This is a genomic window from Streptomyces sp. NPDC020192 (genome assembly GCF_044388685.1).
Lineage (GTDB): Bacteria > Actinomycetota > Actinomycetes > Streptomycetales > Streptomycetaceae > Streptomyces.
The window spans coordinates 138,995-163,212 of record NZ_JBIRXG010000014.1 but is presented as its reverse complement, the minus strand read 5'-3'; the positions used below and the strand labels follow the sequence as shown (position 1 = coordinate 163,212).

The following is a 24,218-nucleotide window of genomic DNA, read 5'->3' as shown; positions in this document are numbered from 1 at the left end:
TCCTGCTGCGATACGGCCCCGTTCCTTATAGGGAACCGGAGGTTCCGATAGCCTCACGGCCGTGACGGAACAGCAGGGGCAGCACGCGCACGCGCACCGGTTCGAGCGGGGTACGGACGGACCGAAGGTCATCGTGGTCGGGGTGGACGGCTCGGACTCCTCGCTGCGCGCGGCCGCGTACGCGGGCGGGCTCGCCCGGCGCCAGCACGCGCTGCTGGCCGTGGTGTACGTGCAGCCGGTGCTCGCGGCCGGGGCGGCGCTCGGGGCGCCGGTGGCGGAGACGACCGACGAGATCGCCGAGGACCTGATCACGCAGATCCGGGAGGCGGCCGAGCGGGTCAAGGGGATATTCGACGTGCGCTGGGAGTTCCACACCTTCCGCGGCGACCCCTACAACGGGCTGGTGAAGGCGGCCGACGAGCTCAAGGCGGACGCGGTGGTCGTGGGCGCCTCGGAGCAGGCCGGGCACCGGATCATCGGCTCGGTGGCGGTGCGGCTGGTGAAGGCGGGGCGCTGGCCGGTGACGGTCGTTCCGTAGGCCGCGCGGGGCGCCACAGCAGCAGCGGGGTCGCGAGGAGCAGGACTCCGGCCGCGGCGATGGCCGTGCGCGGGCCGGTGAGGGCCGCGAGCAGGCCCCACAGGGCGGTGACGGCGGCGGTGGTGGCCTTGCCGGTGACCGACCAGGCGGCGAGGGTACGGGCTACCCGGTCGGAGGGGGTCAGCTCCAGGCGCTCGGCGGCGAGGACGGGACTGAAGATGCTCGAGCAGGTGATCAGGCCGACCTCGCTCACCATCACCACCAGCAGGCCGGGCACACCGGGGCGGACGAAGGCGAGGCCGATGGACCAGAGCGCACGCAGCACGCCGGTGGTGAGCAGGATCCGCCGGCGGCCGTAGCGGGTGGCGAGCGGGCGGGCCAGCCGGGAGCCGAGCAGTCCGCCGAGGCAGGGCACGGCGAAGGCGAGGCCGTACTGCCAGGGCGCGAAGCCGAGCCTGCCCAGCATCAGGACCGAGAGCACCGGCGAGACGGCCATGATCAGGGCGTTGGCGGCCAGCACGTTGAGGAACAGCGGTCGCAGGGCGGGGCTGGTGAGCAGGTGCCGCCAGCCTTCGAGGAGGTCGCCGGCGCGGGGTGCGGCGGTGCGCTGCGGTCGGGGCTCGTCCGTGCCGATGGCGCGGATGCCGAGGGCGGAGAGCAGATAGCTGACGGCGTCCGCGACCACGGTCGTCACGGGCCCGAGCAGGCCGATCACGGCGCCGCCGAGCGGCGGGCCGAGCACCGTGGCGGTCCAGGTGGTGGACTCGAACCGGCTGGTGGCGGTCAGGAGACCCGCGGACGGCACGAGGGCCTTGAGGTGGGCGCCGGAGGCGGCGGTGAAGGTGATGTCGGCCGCCGCGACGACCACGGAGACGATGAGCAGCTGCCCGAAGCGGAGCGCCCCGAGCGCGTAGGCGGCGGGCAGGGTGAGCAGCGCGGCGCAGCGCACCAGGTCGGCGGTGATCATCACGGGACGCTTGCGGCGGAACTCCACCCAGGGCCCGAGCGGTACGGCGGCCACCGCGCCGACGGCGACACCGGCGGAGGCCAGCAGCGACACCTGGGCGGAGCCGGCGTGCAGCACGAGGACCGCGATCATCGCGAACGCGTCGAACGCGAGCCAGGTGCCGAGGGTACTGACCGCGTACGCGCCCCACAGCCATCCGAACTGCCGACCCAGCTTCATGCACAACCTCCCGTTGACCCGGGACATGAAATCCGGCGGCCCGGCCTCGGGGCAAACAACCGGGAGGGTGACAGCCACAACCGCTGGTTGTACGCGGCGGGGCCGGCGCGGGCCCGGGCCGTGCGTGGCGTCTTCCGCACCGGTCCTGGCTGAGTCATGATCCGCTGATAGCCGTTTGCCGTCGGGGAAGAGGTGAGGCTCATGGACAGGATTCGCGCGGGTGAGGGGATTCTCCGTCGCAAACCCATCGAGCACATCGAGGAGACGGAAGTCCGTGAGGGCGCCCGGCTGGACCGGTCGCTGGGGCTGTGGCAGCTCACCGCGATCGGCGTGGGCGGGATCATCGGTGCCGGCATCTTCACGCTGGCCGGTACGGTGGCCAACGGCACGGCGGGCCCCGCGGTGCTGGCGTCGTTCCTGATCGCCGGTGTGGCGAGCGCGTGCGCGGCGCTGTCGTACGCCGAGTTCGCCGGGCTGATCCCGAAGGCCGGGTCGGCGTACACCTACGGCTACGCGGTGCTCGGCGAGTTCGCGGGCTGGTTCATCGGCTGGGACCTGCTGCTGGAGTACACCGCGATCGTGGCGGTGGTGGCGATCGGCATCTCCGGATATTTCGGCTTCCTGGTCGAGGAGATGGGCGCGAACCTGCCGCACTGGATGCTGGGCGCGCCCGGCACCGGGGACGGCCACCGGGTCGACCTGTTCGCGGCCGTGCTGTGCCTGCTGATCGCGTGGCTGCTGAACCTGGGCATCCGCAGCGCGGCCCGTTTCGAGACGCTCGTGGTGGCGCTGAAGGTGCTGGTGGTGCTGCTGGTGATCGGCGTGGGCGTGCTCCACATCGACACCACGAACTACCACCCGTTCTTCCCGTACGGCGTCGGTGGCGCCTTCACCGGCGCGGCCACCGTGTTCTTCGCGGTGTTCGGCTACGACGCGATGTCGACGGCGGCCGAGGAGTCGAAGGACGCCCAGCGGCACATGCCGAAGGCGATCATCTCCTCGCTGGCGGTCTCCATGGTGCTGTACGTGGCGGCCTGCCTGGTGCTGACCGGCATGCAGAACTACCGGCACATCGACCCCAAGAGCGGCTTCTCCACCGCCTTCAAGTCGGTGGGCCTGGACCGGCTGGCGGACGTGATCGCGGTGGGCGCGATCATCGGCATCCTCACGGTGATGTTCACGTTCATGCTGGGCGTGACCCGGGTCTGGTTCTCCATGTCCCGTGACGGCCTGCTGCCCGGCTGGTTCGCGAAGACGCACCCGACACGCCACGTGCCGACGCGTGTGACGTGGATCGTCGGGGTGGCGTCGGCCGCCATCGCCGGGTTCGTGCCGATCGGCTCGGCGGCCGAGCTGACCAACATCGGCATCCTGCTGGCGTTCGTGGTGGTGTGCACGGCCGTGATCGTGCTGCGCTACCGGCAGCCGGACCTGCCGCGCACCTTCCGTACGCCGTGGATGCCGGTCGTGCCCGCGCTGGGGATCGTCTTCTCGATCTGGCTGATCACGTTCCTGATGTGGGAGACGTGGGTGCGGTTCGCGGTGTGGTTCGTGATCGGGTGCGTGATCTACTTCGGCTACTCCTACAAGCGCTCGGTACTGGCCGCCCGGCAGCCCGCCGAGTGACCGGCGCCTGATCACTCCCCCATGACGTCGACCACCCGGCCGGCGTCGGGGTCGTACCGCTGCGGGATGAACTCGGCCCTGGTGACCTGCCGGCGGTCGCCCGGCCTCGCGGGCGGGGCGACGGTGAAGCGGCCGAGGGTGGACTCGTTGCCGCGCGGGTCCTGGACGCCCCGGTGGTGGTCCGTCTCGCCGGTGATCCGGTCGCCCATGCCGTAGATCACCCAGGCGCCGTTGACCTTCTCGTACGCCTGCGGGACGTGGGCGTGGGTGCCGAGGATCAGGTCGATGCCCGCGGCGGCGATCATCCGCTGCTCGTCGACGAGGTTCACGGCCCAGGGCTCACCGGCCGGCGGCGGGTGCCGTTGGTGCCGAAGGTGTACGACAGGTGCGCGACCCTGGCCGGACCGGCCTGCAGGATCGTCACCGAGCGGGCCTCGGCCGCGCTCCGGGCGGTGCCGGCGTGCCGCAGACCGGCGGTGGAGCAGCCGTCGTAGCCGGTCTCGGCGAGGCCCCGGCGGTGCCGTAGGCGGTCTCCAGGTGACACAGCGCCAGACCGGCACGGGAGACGACGGCGGGGCCGGCGCCCGGGTGCGCGGACTGCTGCCGTACGTGGTTCGAGCAGGCGGCCGCGGCCGCGAGGAGGACGGTGAGGGCCAGGGCCACCTGTTGTCTGCGTCCGAACATCAGCTCACCCCAGAATGTCGTATTTACTGACAAAGCAGTGACGGGCATATGGGTATGAATCCGACCGGGGAGATAAACGGACCAACTGCTGCCGTTAGCCCATCCAGCGCTGTGCCGACCGTTCGCCGACCCGATCGACCGCCCGTCGCACGGCCGCGCCCATCCCCTGTCCCCCGCCCGCCCACTGCGCTGGCATACGGCCATGACGGCCGCAACCTCACTCCCCCGCGGGACGACGACCGCCGAACACGAACTGGCCACGCTCCAGCGCGAGCACGGCGGGCCCCTGTTCGCCCTGCTGCTCCGGCTCTGCGACGGGGACCGGCAGCGCGCCGAGGACCTCGTCCAGGAGACCCTGGTACGCGCCTGGCAGCATCCCGAGGCGCTGCACGCCGACGACTTCGACTCGGTACGGCCCTGGCTGCTGACCGTCGCCCGGCGGCTCGCGATCGACGCCCGCAGGGCCCGGCAGGCGCGGCCCCCCGAGGCCGGCGGAGAGGTCCCCGAGACCGCCCGGGTCACCGCCGATCACGCCGAACGGGCAGCCGCGATGCTCGATGTGCGCGAAGCTGTGAAGACCCTCACGCCGGAGCACCGTGACGTGCTTGTACTCGTGTACTTCCTCGGGGCCAGTGTGGCGGAAGCGGCGCAGACCCTCGGCGTACCACCCGGTACCGTGAAGTCCCGCGCGTACTACGCGCTGCGCGCGCTGCGCCGGGTCCTGCCGGGTTACGCGGCCGACCTGCACTGAAACCGGAGGCCGGGTCAAACCTCGGTAAAGCGCCTTGCTGTGGCCCCTGTTGGGGCAATGGGCTGTCCTCATCGGCATTCCGGGCGGGGACCGGTCCGGGGTTCGTTCGGGCCACGCGCACGTACCGGAGGAAGGGCAGGAAGGGATGCTGCACAGAGGGCACGAGAGCACGGACGGCACCGACGGCGGTGAACTGGCCGTCCCCATGGCCTGGTTGTACGCCGAGTACATCGCCGACGAACTGCTGCGCACGGGCGATCTCATGCCGCCGACGTCCTTCGAGTTCCGGGCCGGCCGGGACGCGCTGGCGCTGACCGTCTTCCTGTCCGACACCGACGGGGAGCTGTCCGGCATCCGGGTGATCTCCCAGCTGGAGCACTGGCTGTCGCTGACGGCCTACGACCAGCCGTGGCGGGACTGGGTGCGCGAGCGCATGGCCGAGCTGGCCGAGGGGGACGCCCGGGCCGGCACCCGCTCGCCCGACCTGGCCCTCGCGGCGGACGCCTGGCGCTGGCTGGAGGAGACCGAGCTGCTCGCACCGGACCTGGACGCGGTGCCGGGCGGCGCCGGGGTGCTCGGCGAGGACGACGGGCCGAAGGTGTGGACCCCGGCCTGGCAGCTCGGGCTGCCGCTCGGGCATCTGGCGATCCACCTGTTCTGACCCGCCCGGTGTCCGGGGCCGGGGGCTGTGGGGCCCCGGGCTCCGGGCTCCGGGCCCGCAGACTTTTTTGAAGATCGGACCAATCCGCGGGCCGGGCCGCTCCGAATCTCCTCTCCGGGATTCTGCGGGTGGCTTGAGTGATTCGGCTGTCGGCTGCGTACGGGTGGGAGCAAGGAGTAACCCCACCCACACCCATCGGCACGAGGATTCGGCATGAGGTCCCAGGAAAGGCATCGCGACGTCGGCGCGTACGCGCTCGGCGTGCTGAACGAGGCGGAGGCCTTCCGCTTCGAGGACCACCTCATGGAGTGCCCTCAGTGCGCGGCACAGGTGACCGAATTCGGCCCTGCCGCACGGCAGTTGATGCTGTACCGCCGGGCGACACCGCGCTTTGTGCACCCCATGGCGCAGCCCGGCCCCCGGCTGCTGGAGCGGCTGCTCGGCGAGGTCGCGCGTCGGCAGCGGGTACGCCGTCGGCGCTTCCTGTACGGCCTGGCCGCCTCCGTGGTGCTGGCCGTGGCCGGCTCGGGCCTGATGGCGTTCACCAGCCACGACGAACCGGCCGCGCACGTCACCGCGGCGACCGATCCGCGGACCGGGGTGTGGGCGGAGGTCACCGCCGACGACGGGGACACCGGCAGCCGGCTGCTGCTGCGGGTCAGGGACCACACCGGCCCGCACACCTGCCGGCTCGTCGTCGTGGGCCGCGACGGCTCCGAGCAGATCGCCGGCACCTGGACCGAGACCGGCCGTGACGCCGGCACCTTCACCGCGCTCGGCTCCGCCCCGCTGCACCCCGACCAGATCGCCCGCTACGACGTGCGCACCACCGACGGACAGCACCTGGTGTCCGTCGAGAGGCAGTGAGACTCACTTCAGCAGCCGGGACAGCCTGCGGTCGGCCAGCGGCTTGCCGCCCGTCTGGCAGGTGGGGCAGTACTGGAGCGAGGAGTCGCTGAAGGAGACCTCGCGGACGGTGTCGCCGCACACCGGGCAGGGCTCGCCGGTACGGCCGTGGACGCGCAGCCCGCTCCTCTTCTCCGCCTTCAGCCGTCCGGCGGCCACGCCCCGGGAGCGCTCGACCGCCTCGGTGAGCGTGGTGCGCAGCGCCTCGTACAGGTGCCGGGTCTCCTCCGGGGTGAGGGAGGAGGCGAGCTTGAACGGGGACATCTTCGCGGCGTGCAGGATCTCGTCGCTGTAGGCGTTGCCGACGCCCGCGATCAGGGACTGGTCCCGCAGGGCCCCCTTCAGCTGCCGTCTCTCGCCCTTGAGCAGGGCGGCGAGGCGATCCGCGTCGAAACCGTCGGCGAGCGGGTCCGGGCCGAGCCGGGCGATGCCCTCGATCTCCCGCGGGTCGCGGACGACGTACACGGCGAGGCGCTTTTGGGTGCCGGCCTCGGTGAGGTCGAAGCCCGCGCCGGTCTCCAGCGCCACGCGCAGCGCGAGCGGGCCCTTGCCCGGTTTGGGCGGACCGTCCGGCAGCCGGTCCTTCCACTGGAGCCAGCCCGCGCGGGCCAGATGGGTGACCAGGTGCAGTCCGCTGTTTCCCTCGATGTCGAGGAACTTCCCGTGCCGGTGCACGGCGGTGACCTCGCTTCCCTCGAACGCCCCGACCGGGGGGTCGTACGTCTTCAGGACACTGATCGCGACCGGCAGCACCCGTACGACCTCGTGGCCGACCAGGTGCTCGGTCAGGAAGTCCCTGAGGGCTTCCACCTCGGGCAGTTCCGGCATACGTCCAGAGTGCCATCCGGGATCCGCGTGGTCAGTGCGGTCAGGTGCGGTCGGGCAGCGGGAACTCGCACCACACCGCCTTGCCGCCGCCGCGCGCCTCCACACCCCAGACGTCGGCCAGCCGGTCCACCAGCAGCAGGCCCCGCCCGGAGACGCCGTCCTCGCCCGCCTCGCGCCGGCGCGGCAGGGCGCTGGAGGAGTCCTCGACCTCGATACGGAGCCTGTGGTCGGTGCCGTCCAGCGCCCGCAGGGTGACGACCGCGGAGCCCTCGGTGTGCAGCAGGACGTTGGTGATCAGCTCGTCGGCGACCAGCTCGATCTCGTCGGCCCGGTCGCCGGCACCCCAGGCGCGGACCGCGGCCCGGATCCTGTGCCGGGCCTGGACGAGGGCCTCGGGGTCGCCGGGGGCCACGTGCTGCTGGAGCCGGCCGCCGGCCCTGGGGGCCTCCGGGGCGCGGCGGCGCAGCAGGAGCAGCGCCACGTCGTCGTCGCCGCAGCGCTCCTCGGCCAGCTGGATCAGCCGGTCGGCGAGGTCCCGTACGTCGTCCGGGCCGCCGGTGATGAGCGCCTCCAGGCCGCGCATGCCGTCGTCGAGGTCGGCGCCGGGCTGTTCGACCAGGCCGTCGGTGCACAGCAGCAGGGTGTGCCCGGGGTCGAGTTCGAGGGTGGAGACGGGGTACTCGAGGCGGCCGAACTCCGCGGAGAGCCCCAGCGGCAGCCCGCCCTCGACCGGCGCCCGGCAGCAGATGCCGTCGCCGTACCGGATCAGCGGGTCGATGTGCCCGGCGCTCACCGCCTGGACGACTCCGGTGGCCAGGTCGGCCTCGGCGTACAGGCAGGTGGCGAAGCGGTCGGTGTCGAGTTCGTGCAGGAAGACGGAGGCACGCGCGACCACGGTGGCCGGGGTGTGCCCTTCGGCGGCGTAGGCGCGCAGCACGATCCGCAGCTGGCCCATGACGGCCGCCGCGTGGGTGTCGTGGCCCTGGACGTCGCCGATGACCGCGCCGACCCGGCCGCCGGGCAGCGGGATCAGGTCGTACCAGTCGCCGCCGATGTCCCGGCCGAGGGCGCCCGCGGTGCTCCCCGCGCGGTAGCGGACGGCTACGTCGGCGCCGCGCACGCTGGGGATGGTGCGCGGCAGCATGGCCTGCTGCAGGCCCTGGGCGAGGTCCTTCTCCTGCTCGTAGAGCATGGCCCGCTGCAGGCTCTGCGCGATGCTGCTGCCGAGCGCGACGAGGACGGCGCGTTCCTCGACGGAGAAGCCGCGCCGGTCGCTGTAGAGCAGGCCCATCCCGCCGATCGGGCGGGCCTGGGCGATCAGCGGGAGATAGGCGGCCGAGGTGATGTGCAGGTCGGTGAGGTGCGGCCAGAGGACGGGGTAGCCATCGGCGAACTCCTGCGGGGACTCGATGAACCGCGGGCGGAGCGTGCGGACGACCTCGCTGATCGGGTAGGGCTCGTCGATCCGGGTGAGCTGGGTGCCGGGCACGGAGGCGGTGGCGGGGCCCTCGGCGACCAGCCGGATCCGGCCGGCCTCCACCAGGCCCATCACCAGGCTGGCCGCGCCGAGATGGCGGACGCCGTGGGTGTCCTTGAGGACGTCGATCACGTCCTGGACGGTGCGGGCGTGGGCGAGGGCGGCGGAGACGACCTGGACGACGTTCGTCTGCTGACGGAAGGCCGCGTCCTGGGCCGCGCGCAGGCTGCGGGCGGTGCTGTCGGCCAGTTCCTCGGTGGCGTCGCGGAGGATGCCGGCGACCCTGCGGGGGCGGCCGGTCTCGTCGCGGCGGATGTAGCCCTGGGTGTGGGTCCAGCGGAGGGTGCCGTCGACAGCGGATGCGGAAGTAGCCGCCGTAGTTCTCGCTGCCGTCCTTGATGGCCTGGGCCACCACGGCGTCCAACCGGGCCGCCTCGGGCCGCGGCACCCGGGCGGCCAGGGACTCGAGGCGTCCGTCGTACTCCCCGGGCAGCAGGTCGAAGATCTCATGGGCCCGGGCGTCCATGTGGAACAGACCCGTGTCCAGGTCCCAGTCGAAGGTGCCCATGCGGTTGAGCGCCAGGATCGGGTCCGGGTGGGCGGGCCAGTCCTCAGGGAGTGACAGGGCACTCGCTCCCCGATCTGCCATGGGGCCACCTTGCCAGCATTTGCCGGATTCTTCGACCTGATCAGGAAGGTGATCGGGGACCTGACCGGCCGGGCGGCTCGTCCGTCGGGCCGGGCGGGCCGGTCTCGTACGACGGGTCGGGGCCGTCGGGGGTGTCCAGGGTGAGGTCGAGGGACGGCGGGTTCTGCGGGAGGGCCAGTCCGGGGGCCGGGGTGTTCGGGGCGGCGGGACGGGTGGTGCCGTCCGTGGGCGGGGTACGGCGGCCCGGCAGGGCCGCGGCGGAGGGCATCGTGACGGTGCTCGGCTGCGGGCTGGGCAGCAGGGTGTACGACGGCGGCGGGCCCGTGGGAGGGATGTACGGCGGCGGGCCCGTGGGACGGGTGTACGGCGGACCCGTGGGAGGGGTGTCCGGCGGGTCGGGCTCGGGCAGGACGGTGGCCCAGGCGGGCGCCGGGACGACGTGGTCGTGGCGGACGTCGTGGCCGATCCGGCGCTCGATCCAGGTGCGCGTCCTGACGTTGACGAGGGTGATGCTGGTGATGGCGCGGGGTGCCGGGGTCACCGCGATGACCTGGCTCGGCCGGTAGCCGGACCAGGCGGTGCCGCGGGCACCGAGCCCGCCGCCCGGCGCGGGCGGCCGCAGCGGGTTGCCGCAGGCGCAGCGCACCCGGGGCACGCCCCGGTCGTCGACGAGGATGGCGGTGCCGGCCTGGAGCACGGCCTGGTAGGCGGCCGCCCGCCCGGCGCGGTAGGCGTGACCGGTGACCCGGGTGTCGGCGCGCAGCACGACCGGGGTCAGACCGCGCAGATAGCCGGGCAGGGCCGTCACGGAGATCCCGGCCGCGCCGGCGAAGGCCTCGCCCCGGTCCCGGTCCGCCGTCAGATACCCGAGCTGCCGCTCGACGTCACAGCCGGCGACGTGCGCGGTCCCGCCGTAGAGCCCGGGAGTCCCGCCGGGCAGGGCGTGCAGCCCCCCGAGGGGGACGACGGGCACCCCGGCGGGCAGGACCGGCTGGGAGGGCACGGGGCCGGTCGGGACGGTGACGCCGGCACCGGGGGGCGTGGCGGGATAGGGGTTCGGGGTGGGATCGGCGTCACCGGCCGCAGGGGACGTGGTCGGATCGGCGCCGTCCGTGCGCGCGGCCGCGAGGGGCTCGGTGGCCGTGGAGGCGGTGAAGGGCTCGGGGCCCTGGGAGGCGGCGGGCTGGAGGTAGACCTCCACGCCCATCGGGGCCTCCTTGACGCCGGGGCGGACGCAGCCGGCCACGAGGAGCGCGGCCGAGAGCACGCAGGCCGTGACGATGGATCCGGTGGGTATCCGCACCGTACACTCCGCATCACTGTGGGTAACTTCCCTCTATTGTCTGCCTTGCACCCGTTTGGCTGGCAACTCGAGGACGGTCATGATGGAGACGGCCCCGGCGGTGTGGCCGTGACGAAGGGCGCGCAGCCGTGAACTGGTTCACCGCTCCCGACTACTGGCTGAGCCGGCTGGTCCTCCAGCGGGCTCTGGCCGTGCTGTACCTGGTCGCCTTCCTGGCGGCGGCCCGGCAGTTCCGCGCCCTGCTGGGCGAGCGCGGCATGCTGCCGATCCCCCGCTTCGTGGCGCTGGCGCCGTTCAAACGGGCTCCGAGCCTGTTCCACCTGCACTACTCGGACCGCTTCTTCGCGGGCTGCGCCTGGGTGGGCTGCGCGGTGTCGGCGGCCCTGCTCGCCGGGGCGGACTCGCTGCTGCCGCTGTGGGCTGGGGTCCTGCTGTGGCTGGTGCCGTGGGCGCTGTATCTGTCGATCGTCAACGTGGGCCAGACCTGGTACGCGTTCGGCTGGGAGTCGCTGCTGCTGGAGACGGGTTTCCTGGCCGCGTTCCTCGGCAACGACGAGGTGGCGCCGCCGGTCGTGGTGCTGTTCCTGCTGCGCTGGATCCTGTTCCGGGTGGAGTTCGGCGCCGGGCTGATCAAGCTGCGGGGCGACGCGTGCTGGCGCGAGCTGACCTGCCTGTACTACCACCACGAGACACAGCCCATGCCGGGCCCGCTGAGCTGGTTCTTCCACCGTCTGCCGAAGCCGCTGCACCGGGTCGAGGTCGCCGCCAACCACTTCACACAACTGGTCGTACCGGTGCTGCTGTTCACCCCGCAGCCGATCGCCTCGGCGGCCGCCGCGCTGATGATCGTCACCCAGCTGTGGCTGGTGCTGTCCGGCAACTTCTCCTGGCTGAACTGGATCACCATCGTGCTGGCCGTGTCGGCGCTGCGGATCCCGGTGACATCTCCTCCCACCCCCTCGGCCCCGCTGGGATACGAGATCGTGGTGCTCACGCTCGCCGCGCTGCTGCTGTACCTGAGCTATCGCCCGGTGACGAACATGATCTCCCGGCGCCAGGTCATGAACCGCTCCTTCGACCCGCTGCACCTGGTGAACACCTACGGCGCGTTCGGCAGCGTCAGCCGGGTCCGCTACGAGGTGGTGGTCGAGGGCACGCTGGACGACGTACCGCGCGAGGACTCGGACTGGCGGGAGTACGAGTTCCGGGGCAAGCCCGGGGACGTCCGGCACTGGCCGCGCCAGTTCGCGCCGTACCATCTGCGGCTGGACTGGCTGATGTGGTTCGCGGCCCTGTCCCCCGCCTATGCCGGCGACTGGTTCGGCGCTCTGGTGGAGCGGCTCCTGGAGAACGACCGCGACACGCTACGACTGCTGCGCCGCTCCCCCTTCCCGCCGGACACCCCGCCCCGCTATGTCCGGGCCCGCCTCTTCCGCTACCGCTACACCACCTGGCGGGAGTTGCGGGAGACGGGTGCGTGCTGGGAGCGGACGTATGTGCGGGAGTATCTGCCGCCGTCGCGGCTGGCCGGGGTGGTTCAGAGGTCGTAGACGCGCCGTGCGGTGGCCTCGTACACGGCCGTGTGCTCCGTCACGCTGAGTCCTGCGGTCAACTGCCGTGTCACATCGAGCACGTGGGTGTAGGTGGCGGTCTCCGTGCACACCGGCCAGTCCGAGCCGAACATCAGGCGGTCCGGCCCGAAGGCCTCCAGGACGGTCTCGGCGTACGGGAGCAGATCGGCGACGGTCCAGGAGGCGGGGTCGGCCTCCGTGACCATGCCGGAGAGCTTGCAGACGGTGTTGGGCAGGGCGGCGAGAGCGCGCAGGCGGGCGGCCCAGGGTTCGAGGGCGCCGGAGGCGATCGGCGGTTTGCCCAAGTGGTCGAGGGCGAAGGTCAGTTGGGGAAGGGTTTCGGCCGCCTTGGCGCAGGCCGGGAGCTGGTGGGGCAGAACGACGAGGTCGTAGGTGAGTCCCGCGTCGGCGAGCGCGGTCAGGCCCCGGCGTACGTCCGGGCGCAGCAGCCATTCCGGGTCGGGTTCGCCCTGGACCTGGTGCCGGATGCCCTTGAGGTGGGTGCCGCCCGGGAGTTGGCGCAGCCGGGCCAGTTCCTCGGCGATGTCCGGGCGCGTCAGGTCGGTCCAGCCGACGACGCCGGCGATGAGGTCGTGCGCGTCGGCCAGGGCCAGGAACTCGGGGGTCTCCTCGGGCACGGTGACCGTCTGGACCAGGACGGTGCGGGTGACTCCGGCCGCCCGCGCCTCGGGTGCGAGGTCGGCGAGGGTGAAGTCACGCCTGAGCGGGCTGTGTTGGGGGATCCAGTCCTGGTCCCGCACCGAGAGGTCCCAGACGTGGTGGTGGGCGTCGACGGTCACGGCAGCTCCCAGACGACGGGCAGCCCGGCGCCCGCGCCGTCGCCGGAGTAGTCGTGCACGACGTCGAGCAGCTCGGCCATGCGGGCCTGCCAGGCGACGTTCACCGGCAGTCGCTCCAGTTCGGCGAGCAGCCGGGCGTAGTCCTCGCATTCGAGCAGGTGGAACAGGTCGGTGCGTCCCCCACGTCGCTGCGGACCTTGGTGTGCAGGGCGACTCTCATGACGGCTCCTTCTCGCGGGGCAGCAGGCCGGTGTCGCGCAGCTCCTGCCAGAGCTCCGCCGGGACGGACGCGGCGAACTGGTCGGCGCAGTCGTGGACTTCGGCTGCGGAGCGGGCGCCGATCAGGAGAGATGCCACGGCGGGCGGTGCGGCGGAGAAGGCCAGCGCGGCGGCCCGCAGCGTGATGCCGTGCCGTTCCGCGACCCCCTTCATGCGCTGGGCCCGATCCAGTAGCCCCCGGGGCGGACGACCGTAGTTGTACGTCGACCCGGGGCTCGGGTCGGCGAGCAGGCCCGAGTTGAAGACACCGCCGAGAACGACCGACACCCCACGCTCGGCGGCGGCCGTCAGCAGCTCGGTGCCGGCGCTCTGGTCGAGCAGGGTGTACCGGCCCGCGCACAGGACCACGTCCACGTCGGTGTCGTGGACGAACCGGGTGAGCATCTCCGTCTGGTTCATGCCCGCACCGATCGCGCCCACCACGCCCTCACCGCGCAGCTTCTCCAGGGCCGGATAGCCCTCGCGGAAGGCCTGCTCGGCATGGTCGTCGGGGTCGTGCAAGTACACGATGTCGACGCGGTCCAGGCCGAGACGGTCCAGGCTCGCCTCCAGGGAGCGGCGGACGCCGTCGGCACTGAAGTCCCACACGCGCCGGTGGGTCGCGGGTACGGCGAAGCCGTTCGCCAGGTCGTCCCCGGTCCCGTCGGCGGGTTCGAGGCGGCGACCGACCTTGGTGGAGACGGTGTAGTCGGCGCGGTCGTACTCCCGCAGGGCCGCGCCGAGCCGGCGTTCGGACAGGCCGAGGCCGTAGTGCGGGGCCGTGTCGAAGTACCGGATACCGCGCCGCCAGGCGGCCCGCACCGCCTGCGCCGCCTGGTCGTCGTCCACCGGGGTGTAGAGGTTGCCGATCGAGGCGGCGCCGAAGCCGAGTGGGGTGACCTCGACGCCGCCGCGGCCGAGCGTCCTCACCGGCCCGCCGGACGCAGTCTGAGGCCCTGCATGCCGCCGTCGACGGCGAGTGCGGTGCCGGTGGTGGCGCCGGACAGGGGACCGGCCAAGTAGGCGACGGCGCCCGCGACTTCGGCAGCCGTGACGAGGCGGCCGGTGGGCTGGCGGGCCTCCAGGGCGGCGCGTTCGGCGGCCGGGTCGGGGGCCGCGTCCAGCAGCCGGCCGACCCACGGGGTGTCCACCGTACCGGGGTTGACGCAGTTGACACGGATGCCCTCGCGGACGTGGTCGGCGGCCATGGCGAGGGTCAGGGAGTACACGGCGCCCTTGGTGGCGCTGTACAGGGCACGCCTGGGCAGTCCGGCGGTGGCCGCGATGGAGCAGGTGTTGACGATCGCCGCGTGCGCGGAGCGGCGCAGGTACGGCAGGGCGGCGCGGGTGGTGCGGACCACGCCGAGGACGTTGACGTCGAAGACGTGCCGCCACTCGGCCTCGTCGTTGTCCTCGACCGTGCCCTGGGCGCCGACACCGGCGTTGTTGACCAGGACGTCCAGGCCGCCGAGGTCCTCGGCGGCGCGCTCGACCGCCGTACGCACCGAGGTGTCGTCGGTGACGTCGGCGCGGTACGCCAGAAGCGGCTTGTCGACGCCGGTGGTGTCCCGGTCGAGGACGGCGACCTGGGCGCCCCGGGCGGCGAGGAGGTCGGCGGTGGCCCGGCCGATTCCGGAGGCGCCGCCGGTCACGAGGGCCCTCAGGCCGGCGAAGTCGCTCATGCGGCATGTCCCTTCTGAGTGTCGGGGTCGGCGGCCCAGTAGGTGCCGCCGGGGAAGGTGTAGCGCGCGACGGACTCCGGGCGCAGGGCGGCGGAGAAGCCGGGCGCGGTGGGGGCGGTGTAGTGGCCGTCGCGGATGACGACGGGGGTGACGAAGTGTTCGTGGAGGTGGTCGACGTACTCGATGACCCGGTCCTCGGTGGTTCCGGAGATCGCCAGGTAGTCGAACATCGACAGGTGTTGGACGAGTTCGCACAGGCCGACTCCGCCGGCGTGCGGGCAGACGGGGACGCCGAACTTGGCTGCGAGCAACAGGATGGCGAGGTTCTCGTTGACGCCGGCGACGCGGGCCGCGTCGATCTGGACGATGTCGAGGGCGCCCGCCTGGAGGAGCTGTTTGAACATGACCCGGTTGTGCACGTGTTCGCCGGTGGCGACCTTGACCGGGGCGACCGCGCGGCGGATCGCGGCGTGGCCGAGGACGTCGTCGGGGCTGGTGGGCTCCTCGATCCAGTACGGGCGGAACTCGGCGAGGGCCTTGGTCCAGCGGATCGCCTCGTCCACGTTCCAGCGCTGGTTGGCGTCCACGGCGAGGCGGATGTCGGGTCCGATCGCGGCGCGGGCGACGCGGCAGCGCCGGATGTCGTCGTCGAGGTCGGCGCCGACCTTCAGCTTGATCTGCGTGAAGCCGTCGGCGACGGCCTGCCTGGCGAGCCGGCCGAGCTTGTCGTCGTCGTAGCCGAGCCAGCCCGGGGAGGTGGTGTAGGCGGGGAAGCCGCGCTCCAGCAGCCGGGCCCGGCGCTCCTCGGCCCCCGCCCTGCCCCGTCCGAGCAGGTCGAGGGCCTCCTGCGGGGTGAGGGCGTCGGTGAGGTACCGGAAGTCGATCTGCGCCACGAGCCACTCGGGGTCGGCGTCGGCGAGCAGCTGCCACAGGGGCTTGCCGGCCCGGCGGGCGGCGAGGTCCCAGGCGGCGTTGACGACGGCCCCGACGGCCATGTGCATCACGCCCTTCTCGGGGCCGAGCCAGCGCAGCTGGCTGTCGCCGATGAGGTCCCGGAAGAGCCCGCCCGGGTCGGCACACAGCTCCGCCACGTCGCGGCCGAGCACATGGTCGCGCAGCGCGTCGATCGCGGCGACCTGGACGTCGTTGCCCCGCCCGATGGTGAAGACGAATCCGTGTCCCTCCAGCCCGTCGGCGGCGTCGGTGCGCAGCACGACGTAGGCCGCCGAGTAGTCGGGGTCCGGGTTCATCGCGTCGGAGCCGTCCAGCTCGCGCGAGGTGGGGAACCGGATGTCGTGGGTGTCGACCGCGGTGACGCGGGCGGGGGCCTGGGACACTGAAGTCCTTTCGGTCGTCGGGTACTTGACGCACGCCGTCTCTCGCCTGATGGCCCGTCAGTCCTGGGCGCGGCCCGTCGTCACGCGGGCGATCACGAGGGCGACGAGGATGATGCCGCCGTAGATGGCCTGGATCCAGAACGACGGGACCTGGGCGAGGGTGAGCAGGTTCTGGACGACACCCAGGAGGAGGACGCCGGTCAGCGCGCCGAACATGGTGCCCTTGCCGCCATCCAGGCTGATGCCGCCGATCACCGCGGCGGCGAACACGGTGAAGATCATGTTCTGGCCCTGGTTGGCGCTGATCGCGCCGACGTACCCGGTCTGCAGCAGGCCACCGATGGAGGCGAGGACGCCCGCGATGACATACACGCCGAGCATGACCCGGTCGACGCGGATGCCGGCGGCACGGGCGGCGTCCGCGTTGCCGCCGATCGCGTACAGGGCGCGGCCGGTGCGGTGGTACTTCAGCAGGAAGCCGGTGACGGCGAAGGCGACCGCGGCGAGCCACACGGACATGGGGACGTTGAGGAAGGTGGTGGTGGCCAGCGAGTAGAAGCTGTCGGGCATGCCGAACAGGGTCTTGCCCTTGGTGGCGCCGACGAGCAGGCCGCGCAGCACGATGAGCATCGCGAGGGTGACGATGAAGGCGTTGAGCCGGAACTTCACGACGAGGACGCCGTTGAAGGCGCCGATGGCCGCGCCCACCAGGGGAATCGCGAGCAGGGCGAGGGCGGCCGGGAACTCGCTCCCCCAGCCGGACTGGCTCGCGGGCAGCACCAGCAGGGCGCCGATGGCCGGGGCGATGCCGACCACCGATTCCAGGGACAGGTCGAACTTGCCGGTGATCAGCACGAGGGACTCGGCGAGCACGACCATCGCGAGCGCGGCGGAGGCACCGAGGATCGAGATCAGGTTCCGCTCGGTGAGGAACGAGTCGTTGACCACGGCGCCGAGCACCATGAGCAGCAACAGGGCCGGAACGAGGGCGAGTTCACGGGCGCGGCGCAGCAGGACGGTCCTGGCCGACCGCGCGTCCGGGGTCTTCGGGGGCGCGAGCGGCGGGGCGGCCCGGGTGTCAGCCATGGTCAACTCCTTCGATGGAGGCGATCAGCTCGTGGTCGCGCCAGCCGGCCGGGTGCTCGGCGACGACTCGGCCGTGGAAGAGGACGAGGACGCGGTCGCAGCGGCGCAGGTCGTCGAGTTCGTCGGAGACGACGAGGACGGCGGTGCCGTCGTCGCGGGCGCTGTCCATGCGGGCGAGCAGGGACTCCTTGGACTTCACGTCGACGCCCGCGGTGGGGTTGATCAGGACCAGCAGACGGGGGTCGGAGGCGAGGGCGCGGGCCATGACGACCTTCTGCGCGTTGCCGCCGGACAGGTCGGACACGGGCTGGTCGGGCCCTTCCGCGTGGATGTCGAGGCGGTCGATCAGCTCGGCGGCGAAGCGGCGCCGCCGGTCGGTGGCGACGAAGCCGGCCCGGCCGAGCTGGTCCAGCACGCTGAGCGTGGTGTTGTCGCCGATGCTCATGCCGGACACCAGCCCCTGCTCGTGCCGGTCGCGCGGGACGCAGCCCACCCCGGCCCGCAGGGCGGCCCGTACATCGCCGAACGGCAGCTTTTCACCGCCGAGTCGGGCGGTGCCGCCGGTCGGGGTGTGCAGTCCGGTGAAGGACTCGGCGAGTTCGGTCTTGCCGCTGCCGCTGGAGCCGGCGAGTCCGACGACCTCGCCGCGGCGGACGGTGAGATCGACGTTGTCGTACGCCGGTGAGGTGAGACCGTGTGCTTCCAGCAGGACGGGAGCGCTGCCGTCAACCGGCCTGCTGCTGACGGCCTGTTCGGTGACGGACTCTCCGGCCATGGCCTCCACCAGGGCCGCCTTCGGCAGGTCGGCGACCGGGGCGGTGGTGATCCAGCGGGCGTCGCGCAGCACGGTGACGGTCTGGCAGACCTCGTACACCTCCTGGAGGTGGTGGGAGATGAACAGGAAGGTGACGCCGGAGTCCTGCAGCGAGCGCATGCGGGTGAAGAGCCGCTCGATCTCCCGGTTGTCGAGCTGGGCGGTGGGTTCGTCCAGCACGATGAACCGGGCGCCGAGGCTCAACGCCCGGGCGATCTCGACCATTTGGCGGTCCTCGACCCGGAGGTCGGCGGTGCGCGCCCCGGGGTCGACGCGCACGTCCCAGGTGCCGAGCAGCTCGGCGGCCTCACGGCGCAGCCGGCGCCAGCTGATGAGACCGCGGCCGGTGGGCTGCCGGTTGAGGAACAGGTTCTCGGCGACGGTCAGCTCCGGGACGACCGTCGGTTTCTGGTAGACGCAGGCGACCTTGCGGCGCCAGGCGTCCCGGTCGGCGAGCGGGGGCGCCGGTTCGCCGTCGAAGCGGACCGTGCCCTCGTCCGGGGCCTGGAGGCCGGTGAGGACGCCCACCAGGGTGGACTTGCCGGCGCCGTTGCGGCCGACCAGGGCGTGGGACTCGCCCGCGACGACGGTGAGCCGGCCGTCGGCGAGGGCGACGGTGGGGCCGTACCGTTTGACGATGCCCTCGGCTTCCACGAGCGGTGTATTCATTTGACCGTGTTGCCCCACAGCTTGGGGTCGTCGACGTTGGCCCTGGTGACCAGGGGTGCGGGCAGCTGGTCCTCGAGGATGCCGCTGGGCAGCCTGACGATCGTGGAGCCGTGGTCGGTGGGCCCGGGCTGGAACGTCTTCCCCGCCATGGCGGCCTTGATGTAGAAGAGGCCGTACTGGGCGTAGGCGTCGGCCGGCTGGGAGACCGTGGCGTCGATCTGGCCCTTGCGGATGGCGTCGAACTCCTGCGGGATGCCGTCGTTGGAGACGATGGCGATGTGGCCCTGCTGCCCGGCGGGCTTGAGCATGTTCTTGGACTTCAGGGTCTGCAGGGTCGGCGCGAGGTAGACACCGCCGGCCTGGAGGTAGATGCCCTTGATGTCGGGGTTGGCGCCCAGCAGGGTGTCGAGCTTGGCGGCGGCGGTGTCGGACTCCCACTTGGCGGGGATCTCCAGCACCTTGAGCTTCGGGTACTTCTTCTTCACACAGGAGCGGAAGGCCTCGGAGCGGTCGCGGCCGTTGACCGAGGCGAGGTCGCCCATGATCTGCACGACCTTGCCGCTGGTGACGTGCTGTCCGAGGTAGTCGCAGGCCTTCTCGCCGTACGCCACGTTGTCGGCGCGCACCACCATGGCGACCTTGCCCTTGTCGGGTGCGACGTCCACGGCGACGACGGGGACGCCCTTGCGCTCGGCCTGGTCGAGTCCGGCCTGGATGGCCGCGCTGTCCAGCGGGGCGACCACCAACCCCTTGACGCCCTGGGTGAGTTCGTTGTCGATGTCGGTGATCTGCTGCGAGGGGTCGCTGTTGGAGTTGACCGTCTTCAGCACCTCGACGCCCTCGGACGTGGCCATCTTGGGCACGTAGTCGTTGTACGACTGCCAGAACGGCGAGGTCAGCAGCGGCAGGATCACGCCGACCTTGCCGGTGCCGCCGCTGCCCGCGCTCGCGGTGTCCTTGGTGCTGCCGCAGGCGGCGAGCATGAGCGAGGCGCCGGCGGCCAGAGCCGCCGCGCCGATGATCCGTGACCGCTTGCGCTTCCTCACTGTCCAGACGGGCATCTCGCGGCTCCTCGTTGAGGGTGGTGTCGAGGGGTGTGTTCGAGCAGACGCCGCATACTTATCAGACCAATAAGCCGAGGCAACACCCTCTTGCAGCGAATTTCCGGCCCGCCTCCCCATAGTGGTCGGACCACTCTGCTGGCTAGACTGCGTCGGCACCGGGTGACGGGAGGATTGGCGTGGACGAGGCAGCACCGCAGAAGGGCACGGTGACCCAGCGCGCCATCGAGGAGATCAAGGCGATGATCGCCGAGGGCCGGCTGGAGCCGGGCCAGCGGCTGCCCACCGAGCGGGATCTCGCCGCCCGGCTGGGCATCTCCCGCAGCTCGATGCGGGAGGCGATCCGCGCGCTGACGGTGATGGGCGTCCTGGAGGCCCGGCACGGTTCCGGCATCTACGTCACCGCGCTGGAGGCCGGCGACCTGCTGGAGACCTTCGGCGTGGTCGCGGACCTGTCCCGGGGGCCGCGACTGGTGGAGCTGCTGGAGGTACGGCGGATCCTGGAGTCGACGGCCACGGCGTTGGCGGCCGCGCGGATCGCTGACAGCCAACTCGCCGCTGTCGAGAAGCACTTGTCCGCCATGAACGCCACGGACGACCCCGAGGAGATCCTCGCCCACGACCTCGCTTTCCACCGCGAGATCGTGGCGGCGGCGGGCAACGAGACGATGGCCGCGATCCTCGAGGGCCTCTCCTCGCGTACCTTCCGCGCCCGGGTCTGGCGCGGCTACCAGGAGGAGGGCGCCTTCGCCCGCACCCGCCGCGAACACGCCGCGATCCACCGCGCCCTCGCCGCCCGCGACCCGGAGGCGGCACGGGCGGCGGCAGCGGCCCATGTGGGCGAGGTGGAGGAATGGCTGCGGGCACAACTCGGCACATGACCCAGCCGTCCAGGGCCCGCTCCGGGCCGGTTCGTCACCGACACCGGCGATCCGGTCCGGTCGTCCAGCCGGGAGATCACACCCGCCAGGGTCCGGCGATCGATCCGTCCGGTTCCCAGCCGTACCGGTGCAGCCTCGCGCTCTCGTCCGTCCGGCCCGCGGTTTCGAGCAGTTGCACGGCCCGCGGGAGGGCGAGGGGGTAACCGCAGTCGGCGGCCTGCTGGTACCAGGCCACGGCCTCTTCGACGCGGCCTCGGTCCAGCAGCAGTCCGGCCCCCGTCCACAGGCAGTTGACGTCCTCGCCGCCTTGTGCGCGGTCGCGCAGCCAGTCGAGGGCGTCCTCGAGCCGGCCGGCCCGCGCCAGCATGTCCGCCGCTTCCCGGGCCGCGCACGGGTCGCCGTACTCGGTGGCGATCCGGTACCAGGCGAACGCCTCGTCGACGCGCCCCGCCTCGGTCAGGGCGCCGGCCACGGTGCGCGCCACCGCGGCGTCGCCCGCCTCTGCCCGGCGCCGGAGCCAGCTCACCGACTCGTCCGTCCAGCCGCTCTCGGCGAGCAGTTCGACGGCCCGGTCCAGGGCGGAGCGGCTTCCCGAGTCGGCGGCTCTCCGGTACCAGGCGATGGCCTCGTCCGTCCGTTCGGCCAGTTCCAGCATCCCGGCCACGGTCTCGGCGGTCTCGGCGCGGGAGATCCAGGTGCGGCCGTACCAGTCGGCACTCAGCCGTTCATGGGCCTCGTCCGCCCGGCCCTCCTCGCACAGGAGGGCGGCATGGGACCACAGAGCATCCCTGCTTCCGGCCGCCGCGGCCCGCAGGTACGTCTCCTCGGCCGCGCCGGTGCGCCCCGCCTGCCGCTGGATGTCCGCCGCGGCCCACAGCGCATCGGGGTCATCGGCGTCGGCACATGCGCCGAGTACGTCGAGCGCCGCGTCCACGTCGCCCAGTTCGGCGAGCAGCTCCGCGGCCGTCTCCGCGGCCCCGTCGAGGCCGGCCTCCGCGGCCCGCCGGTACCAGTCGGCCGCCTCGCGCAGTCGGCCGGCCTCCCGGAGCCGGACGGCGGCGATCCACGCGGCGTTCGCGTCATCGTCGTCGCCGCCCGCCCGGGCGGCCCGCCGGTACCACTCCACCGCCTCTGCGACGCGCCCGGCAGCGTTCAGCATCCGTGCCGCCGCCCACACCGCATCGGTGTCTCCGCCGTCGGCCGCCTGTCGGTAGCAGACCAGCGCCTCGTCGGTACGGCCGGTCTCCTCCAGCATCTCCGCGAGCCGCCCGAGGGCGTCGGCACCGCCCGTGTCGGCGGCACGCCGGAACCACGCGAGTGCCTCGTCGGTCCGGTCGGCCAGCCGCAGCGTCTCTCCCATCAACCGCATGGCGTCCGCATCGCCCGCATCGGCACGTTCCCGCAACGGGAGGAGTTCCCCTTCCGTCCCCTCCTCCGTCCACGGGGGCCGGCGGCCCGCCTCGTCCGCGCGTCTCGAGCCGCTCGACACGTGAGCGGCTTCCCGCGCGGCACGGGGATCGCCGAGGGCCGCGGCACGCCGATAGGCTTCGGCGGCCTCGGCCGCGCGGTCCACCCGTGCCAGGAGTCTGGCGGTGAGGCACCATGCCTCGGCGTCGCCGGCCTCCGTCCAGGGCTTCAGCCAGGTGATCGCCTCCTGGGTGCGGCCCTGTCCGTGCAGCAGGTCGGCCACCGCTCGCAACGCGTGCCGGTCGCCGGCGCGGGCGGTCCGCTGGTACCAGGGGATCGCCTCGTCGATGCGCCCCGCTTCATGCAGCAGTTCCGCCGACGCCCGTGCCGCGCGCTCGTCACCCGCCTCGGCGGCCCGCAGGTACCAGCCGAGAGCCTCGCCCGTACGGCCGTTGTCGTACAGCATCTCCCCGGCGGCCCAGGTGGCCTCCGCGCCACCGCGGGCCGCCGCACGCCGACAGCACTCGAGGGCCTCGTCCAGCCGCCCGGCTTCGTCCAGCAGGCCGGCCAGGGCGAGGAGGGCGGTGGTGTCGCCGTCGGCCACCGCCGCACCGTACAGGCGGGCGGCGATCCGCAGCAGCCCGCGGTCGCGGGCCTCCCGGGCGAGCTTGAGCCGGTCGCCCGGGGCCGCGTGGTCGACGAGGGCGTTCCACAGCGCTTCGGGTACGGCAGCACCGCGGCGGCTGGTACGGCCGTACTGGTCGAGGTAGTCCGCGAGGCGCAGACAAGGGCCTGCCGGCAGGACCCGCCCGTGCCGTGGGCGCAGGGCAACGAGGGGTCCGCGGGTGCCGCGCAGCGGACTGGTCGCGTCGGCGAAGGCGGTTTCGAGCCAGTCGTCGGCGAGGAGGTCCCACTGGTCGTCCGTGAGGTAGCCCTCGGCCCCGGTCGCGAGCAGCGCACGGGGCAGGGCGAGGCCGTGGCCCAGGCGGCGGGCGTCCATGGCGGCCTCGATCAGGGCCCGGGCCGCCGCCGGGATCGTACGGTACCGCTCGAGCAGCGCGGGAGCGCCGGACAGGTACTGGGCGATCTGACCCTGCTCCGCGTGCTCGACGGCGTACCTCAGCCGCGGGTCGTGCTCCGCAAGCCGGACGGCCGCCCTCAGCTGCGGCCCGCTGAAGGCGGACGGCACCCGGAGTTCGTGGCCGGTGAGCAGGGCGCGGGCCTGGGCATGGGGGTCGTCGCCGGTGCGTGCGGCCGGGGACGTGGTGAGTCTGGTCCAGTACTCGGGCCAGATCGTGCCCAGGATGAGCACGGGCGCCCGGCGTGGATCGCCCAGCAGGGTACGCAGACCGGCGGCCACGCGTTCTCCCAAGTCCGTGGCGGGGGTGAGGAGATAGTGCTGCGCCTCGTTGAGCCACACCACGGTACGGGGCGCCAGTCTGCCCAGCTCGGCGAGGGCCGCCTCGGGCCGTGTCGGGTCGATCGGATGCCACAGACTCCATCCGGCGGGGACGGCACTCAGGACCTCCCAGCACGCGCGTGTCTTGCCCGTGGACGACTCGCCCACCAGCATCACGAGGCGGCTGTGGCCCGCCACGGCCCCGGTCACGGCCTTGTGCAGCGCCGCGTCGTGGGGACGTCCGACGTAGACCGGCAGGTCCGGCGGTGCCGTGCCGCCGGGCAGCGGGCCGAGGTCGATGGCCCGGTGCACCTCCAGCGCGAAGGGGTCGGTCACGGCGCACAGCGGCTTGCCAGGACGCTCGTCCACCTGCGCGCCGGGCCACAACTCACGGGCCGGGGAGGTCGGTTCGTCCTCGGTCCCGTCGGCGCGGCGACCACGTACGTCGGCCACCGCGCCCGCGCCGGCCGGGTGGGCCGGTGGCTGCCGGTCGAGGCCGCCCCTCGTGTCGCGGTTCATCCCGCCATGGTCCCGCACGGGCCTTCTCCTGCGTGCCCGGTCGGGGCGAACACCGCTCAGTTCCCGGCCGGTTGCCCCACGGCGTGCGAGCCCGGTCCTCTCTCACTCCGGTTCGGCACCGGTGG

General features: G+C 72.7%; 18 protein-coding genes and 3 pseudogenes. 7 read left to right on the top strand and 14 right to left on the bottom strand.

The features are described from left to right. Positions 1–61: 61 nt before the first annotated feature. Positions 62–538 carry a universal stress protein gene (locus ACH47Z_RS26490; protein WP_399077774.1) on the top strand — a complete coding sequence of 159 codons (477 nt, stop codon included), beginning with the start codon at positions 62–64 and terminating at the stop codon, positions 536–538. On the opposite strand, the gene ACH47Z_RS26485 is transcribed toward ACH47Z_RS26490, so the two are convergent. Next, positions 474–1,724: an MFS transporter gene (locus ACH47Z_RS26485; protein WP_399077771.1), complete on the bottom strand. Its 1,251-nt coding sequence runs from the start codon at positions 1,722–1,724 to the stop codon at positions 474–476. The genes ACH47Z_RS26490 and ACH47Z_RS26485 overlap by 65 nt on opposite strands. 201 nt (positions 1,725–1,925) lie before the next feature. On the opposite strand from ACH47Z_RS26485, the gene ACH47Z_RS26480 reads away from it, so the two are divergent. After that, positions 1,926–3,350 (top strand): amino acid permease, encoded by a 1,425-nt coding sequence (locus ACH47Z_RS26480; RefSeq protein WP_399077769.1) that lies wholly within the window; start codon positions 1,926–1,928, stop codon positions 3,348–3,350. 23 nt (positions 3,351–3,373) lie between these two features. Here ACH47Z_RS26480 and ACH47Z_RS26475 read toward each other — a convergent pair. Next, positions 3,374–4,034: pseudogene (locus tag ACH47Z_RS26475) on the bottom strand (CapA family protein); the annotation flags it as partial. Positions 4,035–4,236: 202 nt separating this feature from the next. On the opposite strand from ACH47Z_RS26475, the gene ACH47Z_RS26470 reads away from it, so the two are divergent. The 3 genes from ACH47Z_RS26470 (at position 4,237) to ACH47Z_RS26460 (ending at position 6,313) form a co-directional block, all read left to right on the top strand. Further along, on the top strand, positions 4,237–4,785 hold the full coding sequence (locus ACH47Z_RS26470) for a sigma-70 family RNA polymerase sigma factor (protein ID WP_399077767.1): 549 nt from the start codon (positions 4,237–4,239) through the stop codon (positions 4,783–4,785). A gap of 145 nt (positions 4,786–4,930) precedes the next feature. After that, complete coding sequence (locus tag ACH47Z_RS26465; RefSeq protein ID WP_399077765.1) at positions 4,931–5,446, top strand: hypothetical protein; 516 nt, start codon at positions 4,931–4,933, stop codon at positions 5,444–5,446. A 213-nt stretch (positions 5,447–5,659) separates the two neighbouring features. Then, on the top strand, positions 5,660–6,313 hold the full coding sequence (locus ACH47Z_RS26460; protein WP_399077763.1) for a zf-HC2 domain-containing protein: 654 nt from the start codon (positions 5,660–5,662) through the stop codon (positions 6,311–6,313). Positions 6,314–6,316: 3 nt separating this feature from the next. On the opposite strand, the gene ACH47Z_RS26455 is transcribed toward ACH47Z_RS26460, so the two are convergent. The 3 genes and pseudogenes from ACH47Z_RS26455 to ACH47Z_RS26445 all read right to left on the bottom strand — a co-directional run bounded on the left by ACH47Z_RS26455 (position 6,317) and on the right by ACH47Z_RS26445 (position 10,609). Continuing rightward, positions 6,317–7,180: an Fpg/Nei family DNA glycosylase gene (locus ACH47Z_RS26455; protein WP_399077761.1), complete on the bottom strand. Its 864-nt coding sequence runs from the start codon at positions 7,178–7,180 to the stop codon at positions 6,317–6,319. 40 nt (positions 7,181–7,220) lie between these two features. Next, positions 7,221–9,306, bottom strand: a pseudogene (locus ACH47Z_RS26450) (SpoIIE family protein phosphatase). Between the two features lie 40 nt (positions 9,307–9,346). Continuing rightward, positions 9,347–10,609, bottom strand: coding sequence for a DUF6777 domain-containing protein (locus tag ACH47Z_RS26445; protein ID WP_399077759.1), 1,263 nt, complete (start codon positions 10,607–10,609; stop codon positions 9,347–9,349). Between the two features lie 128 nt (positions 10,610–10,737). On the opposite strand from ACH47Z_RS26445, the gene ACH47Z_RS26440 reads away from it, so the two are divergent. Continuing rightward, complete coding sequence (locus ACH47Z_RS26440) at positions 10,738–12,159, top strand: lipase maturation factor family protein (RefSeq protein ID WP_399077757.1); 1,422 nt, start codon at positions 10,738–10,740, stop codon at positions 12,157–12,159. Here the strand turns inward: ACH47Z_RS26440 and ACH47Z_RS26435 are convergent. From ACH47Z_RS26435 to ACH47Z_RS26400, 8 genes and pseudogenes are all read right to left on the bottom strand, one after another. Further along, a complete protein-coding gene (locus ACH47Z_RS26435; protein WP_399077755.1) occupies positions 12,147–12,980 on the bottom strand; it encodes an amidohydrolase family protein in 834 nt (277 codons plus the stop codon). The genes ACH47Z_RS26440 and ACH47Z_RS26435 overlap by 13 nt on opposite strands. Beyond that, positions 12,977–13,153, bottom strand: a pseudogene (locus tag ACH47Z_RS26430) (L-rhamnose mutarotase); the annotation flags it as partial. The pseudogene ACH47Z_RS26430 and the gene ACH47Z_RS26435, both read right to left, overlap by 4 nt. Before the next feature lie 43 nt (positions 13,154–13,196). Then, the gene (locus tag ACH47Z_RS26425; RefSeq protein WP_399077753.1) at positions 13,197–14,168 is read right to left on the bottom strand and encodes an aldo/keto reductase; all 972 of its coding nucleotides are present in this window, start codon (positions 14,166–14,168) and stop codon (positions 13,197–13,199) included. Then, the gene (locus ACH47Z_RS26420; protein ID WP_399077751.1) at positions 14,165–14,920 is read right to left on the bottom strand and encodes an SDR family NAD(P)-dependent oxidoreductase; all 756 of its coding nucleotides are present in this window, start codon (positions 14,918–14,920) and stop codon (positions 14,165–14,167) included. Before ACH47Z_RS26420 ends, ACH47Z_RS26425 begins: the two co-directional genes overlap by 4 nt. Further along, entirely contained in the window at positions 14,917–16,257 is a 1,341-nt protein-coding gene (locus ACH47Z_RS26415) for an L-fuconate dehydratase (protein ID WP_399077750.1), read from the bottom strand. The genes ACH47Z_RS26420 and ACH47Z_RS26415 overlap by 4 nt, the downstream gene beginning before the upstream one ends. 57 nt (positions 16,258–16,314) lie before the next feature. Beyond that, the gene (locus ACH47Z_RS26410) at positions 16,315–17,343 is read right to left on the bottom strand and encodes an ABC transporter permease (protein WP_399077748.1); all 1,029 of its coding nucleotides are present in this window, start codon (positions 17,341–17,343) and stop codon (positions 16,315–16,317) included. Next, positions 17,336–18,826, bottom strand: a complete 1,491-nt coding sequence (locus ACH47Z_RS26405; RefSeq protein WP_399077746.1) for a sugar ABC transporter ATP-binding protein — start codon at positions 18,824–18,826, stop codon at positions 17,336–17,338. Before ACH47Z_RS26405 ends, ACH47Z_RS26410 begins: the two co-directional genes overlap by 8 nt. After that, entirely contained in the window at positions 18,823–19,887 is a 1,065-nt protein-coding gene (locus tag ACH47Z_RS26400; RefSeq protein WP_399077744.1) for a sugar ABC transporter substrate-binding protein, read from the bottom strand. Before ACH47Z_RS26400 ends, ACH47Z_RS26405 begins: the two co-directional genes overlap by 4 nt. Before the next feature lie 179 nt (positions 19,888–20,066). On the opposite strand from ACH47Z_RS26400, the gene ACH47Z_RS26395 reads away from it, so the two are divergent. Beyond that, entirely contained in the window at positions 20,067–20,768 is a 702-nt protein-coding gene (locus tag ACH47Z_RS26395; protein ID WP_399077742.1) for a FadR/GntR family transcriptional regulator, read from the top strand. A gap of 76 nt (positions 20,769–20,844) precedes the next feature. Here ACH47Z_RS26395 and ACH47Z_RS26390 read toward each other — a convergent pair whose 3' ends face one another. Next, positions 20,845–24,093: a tetratricopeptide repeat protein gene (locus tag ACH47Z_RS26390; protein ID WP_399077740.1), complete on the bottom strand. Its 3,249-nt coding sequence runs from the start codon at positions 24,091–24,093 to the stop codon at positions 20,845–20,847. Between the last annotated feature and the right edge of the window lie 125 nt (positions 24,094–24,218).